The organism is Vibrio sp. Isolate22, assembly GCF_022398115.1.
Lineage (GTDB): Bacteria > Pseudomonadota > Gammaproteobacteria > Enterobacterales > Vibrionaceae > Vibrio.
The window spans coordinates 1-3,541 of record NZ_JAKEUW010000119.1 but is presented as its reverse complement, the minus strand read 5'-3'; the positions used below and the strand labels follow the sequence as shown (position 1 = coordinate 3,541).

Here is a 3,541-nt window from a genome sequence, read left to right as displayed (position 1 = left end):
CGTGATAGCTAAATCACTGAACCGACGCGGCCTCCCGCGCTTATTCTGTTTGCTTTGCGCCCACCCGCTTATTGCTTCTTCATCAATCCAAAAGGTCAGAGAACCACGGTTAATGAGTGATTGGTTGTATTGCTTCCAGTTGGTTGTTTTGTAACGAGGCTTAGGCATAGGACTACGAGAGAGAGTGGAGGTAGCTGATCAGATCGTAGGTTCTGGATTTAGTTCCATTGAATTACGCAACAAAGCCTTTGATGAGTTCCAATATCGATACTTCTTAGTGGATGATGACGGTAAGCTTATAGCTTCGAATCTACAACAAAATGTCGACCAATTGATGTCTGAGAGTGTTTTTGATGAACAAGCTCAAAAGAGTGTAGCAAGCCGTATCATGTCACATAACTTGGGTAGTTTTGTGGTGAGGGGAGATAAAGGCGTGTTCAATGTCACTTTCGTTAAGAACAGTCAAACTGGCTGGAGGTTAATTTTAGTAACGCCAGAGCATGTGATTCGTTCTAGCTATGCGACCACCAAAGAGTTGGTTTTATCTGGTGATAACTCTTTGATCAAAAGCCTGTTTTTTACCTCTATCCTTTTGCTTGGTCTGTTTTTAGCTATTAACTCAATCGCGGTGAATAAGATGCTCGTGCCTATTTCTAAATTGATCGTACAAGCTCAATATCTAAAGCAGCGTGATTTTAATAAAGTCACGCATACGGTTCATAGTAATGGAAATGGAGACGAAATTGAGCTGCTTTCTAAGGCTTATTCTGAGGCCGGGGTTCAGATTCAAAATCTAATTGAAGGGCTTGAATATGAAGTTGAAGAGCGAACGAAACAGTACGAAATAGCAGCGCAAGAGGCGAGTGAGGCGAATAAACAGAAATCAGTGCTGCTTTCAAATGTGTCCCATGAGGTTCGAACTCCGCTGAATGCGATTATTGGTTATACACATATGCTAACTCATAGCAAAAAGTTCGACGACCATCGCCATCAGCTGAACGGTATTTCGAGTGCGAGCAATACTATTTTAGGCATTGTTAATGACCTATTGGATTTTGAAAGAGTAAAAGCAGCAAGCTATTCATTAAACCCTAAATGCCTGTCGGTGATGAGTTTAATGCGCGAAATTGAAAATACGTTTTTGCCGCTTAGCGAGTCTAAACAATTGTCGCTTGATATTATCTGCAATGTCGATGCTTCGACAACATTGATGATTGATGAGCTTCGTATAAAACAAGCGATCAGTAATATAGTTTCGAACGCATTGAAGTTTACAAATAAGGGGGGAGTGGCAATCGAAGTTTCAAGCGACGATAAAGCATTCAATATCTCAGTAAGCGATACTGGAGTCGGTATTCCCCAAGATAAATTGGATGCAGTATTTAACGGTTTCGAACAGGTTAATCAAGAAGACCAACAGTTTGGTTTTGGTTTGGGCTTGGCAATAACGAAAACCATCGTAGAGTTAATGAAGGGTTCGTTGCGTGTTGAGAGTGTGCTCGGCACCGGTAGTACTTTTGTTATCTCACTCCCTGCTCAAGAAATTATGGATGTTCTTGAGTGTTCTAACGGTGTTGCAGAGCAGGCATATAATATTAGAGAGCGTTTAGACTGCACAAGTAAAAAAGCCTTGATCGTTGATGATGTAGAGTTCAACCGAGAAATTCTAGAGTTCCATTTAAACGCGTTGGGTTGTGAATGCATGACCGCGAATGATGGTTTGGAGGCTTTGGCGCTCGCTTCTGAACATGAGTTTGATGTTGTACTTACGGATATTTCTATGCCGGTTATGAATGGTATTGAGCTTGCTTCTGAGTTAGAAAAGCGTAAGCCATGGTTGCCTATAATTGCCGTTACGGCACGGGCCACCATTCAAGAAGAGTCTTGAATGAACCAATACTTTTCGTGCTATCTAACCAAACCGCTTAACCCGAGCGATTTAAAGCTAAAGCTTCATTGCGCTTTATCAGGTGGTGCTCGCTAACTTGGTTAAATACTCCTACCAATAGTCTGAGGGTAAGCAATCTTCAGATCTTGATGTGTTATTTTTATCTGTTTTTTCTGATAGTTATGAGTATTGCCATCAAGGCAATGCTCAAACTGTTGTGAAAATAACACTCATCCAATAAGTGTTGATTGTGGCTGGGCATTTCTAAATTATTCAATCACAGTTTGCCCTTAGCTTTTGTTCGTATTTAATTAAAAATAAGCTAAATCACAATAACAAATAAGAAAGTAAAGCTATGTTTGGAAATATTATACGTACGTTTCGTGTTAACAATGGTTTTTCTCAAACTAATTTTGTTGATGCGATTCAAAGAAGTAACTCTAACTTTAATAACCTGGACGTTGTGACACTAAGCCGTTGGGAAAGGGGAGTAACAACTCCCCACTTAAAACGTCAAAACGAGTTGCTGGATCTTATTGGAGTCAACATATTTGATGTTTGGGAATCAAACGACTCACAAACAGTCCTCACAGGGTTAACGAATAAATTTAATAACAACGGTTATATTGACATGAACATGCACGTCCAAACAGAAGTTACGACGATAAACTCAAATAATTCCTTTCTTCTGGGGAAAATAACCCAATTAATTGATGTCATATTTGAATATGAAGATAACGTTATTCTCAGTAATTTAGAAGATTTAGGTCTGAGTAGAAAGGCAATTATTGAAAAAATAATAAATCAATATTCTGGGGAACTAACGCTTGTTACGGTTAATGGGCAATTAATTGGGCACTTATTAAGTGCCAACTATAAACTTTCAGCAGATTTTTTTGAGGCAGTCTTAGTATCTAAAGAAGATAGAGCACATTTAGTGGTTACTTTTAACTGTACTCATTATTCGTCATTTACAGATACAATGGGCAGAGAGGCGTACAAGTATCTACAAAGCCTAGATCCAGACAAAGAGCTTTATATATTATTGAAAAATAAAAGAATTTTCAATCTGTTCTTTTCATTGGGCTGTGAGTGTCGAAGTGTAAGAAGTAACGATAGATCAATGAAGGTCATGAACTTGGATTCAAAGAAAATGAAATCACAACGTTCTTGGATGGATATTATTGCAAACTATAAAGGTGAAGAGAATGAATAACACAGTATTGATTGTTGACGATGTTGAGCTATCAAGAGAAGTCATTAAAAACGCGGTCTCTTTATCTAATAAAAAAACATCTGTACAGTTTGCAGAAAATGCGTTCGATGCAATGAGCAAAATGCAAATCGCATCATTTGATTTGGTTATTATGGATATTATGATGCCCAATGGCGATGGATTTGAACGGCGTTGTTGATCAAATCAGCTAAAGGACGTATCTATCCTACGGAACTTACCTGTTAGTTTCTAATAGGCATACCTAGTCCTAGAACTTTGTTCATTGCTTTGACGTTTGCTAACGCCTCACCCTTGCGAATCCCCTCATAATCAGGCGTAAAAACAATGAGGTAGACGCGCATCGCCGTCTTTGATCTAATGAATATCGCTGAACACACATTTCGAACAAGTGGGTTAACAATGCGCGACATTCAGAT

General features: G+C 38.9%; 4 protein-coding genes. 3 read left to right on the top strand and 1 reads right to left on the bottom strand.

Annotated elements, in window-relative coordinates:
• Positions 1–168: transposase (locus tag L1D55_RS26890; protein WP_200905027.1), on the bottom strand; the 168-nt coding region annotated here is incomplete at its 3' end.
• Positions 169–184: 16 nt separating this feature from the next.
• Here L1D55_RS26890 and L1D55_RS26885 point away from each other — a divergent pair.
• From L1D55_RS26885 to L1D55_RS26875, 3 genes are all read left to right on the top strand, one after another.
• Positions 185–1,888, top strand: coding sequence for an ATP-binding protein (locus L1D55_RS26885; protein WP_239919485.1), 1,704 nt, complete (start codon positions 185–187; stop codon positions 1,886–1,888).
• A gap of 355 nt (positions 1,889–2,243) precedes the next feature.
• On the top strand, positions 2,244–3,104 hold the full coding sequence (locus L1D55_RS26880) for a helix-turn-helix transcriptional regulator (RefSeq protein WP_239919484.1): 861 nt from the start codon (positions 2,244–2,246) through the stop codon (positions 3,102–3,104).
• A complete protein-coding gene (locus tag L1D55_RS26875) occupies positions 3,097–3,303 on the top strand; it encodes a response regulator (protein WP_239919483.1) in 207 nt (68 codons plus the stop codon). The genes L1D55_RS26880 and L1D55_RS26875 overlap by 8 nt, the downstream gene beginning before the upstream one ends.
• The last annotated feature ends 238 nt before the right edge of the window (positions 3,304–3,541 follow it).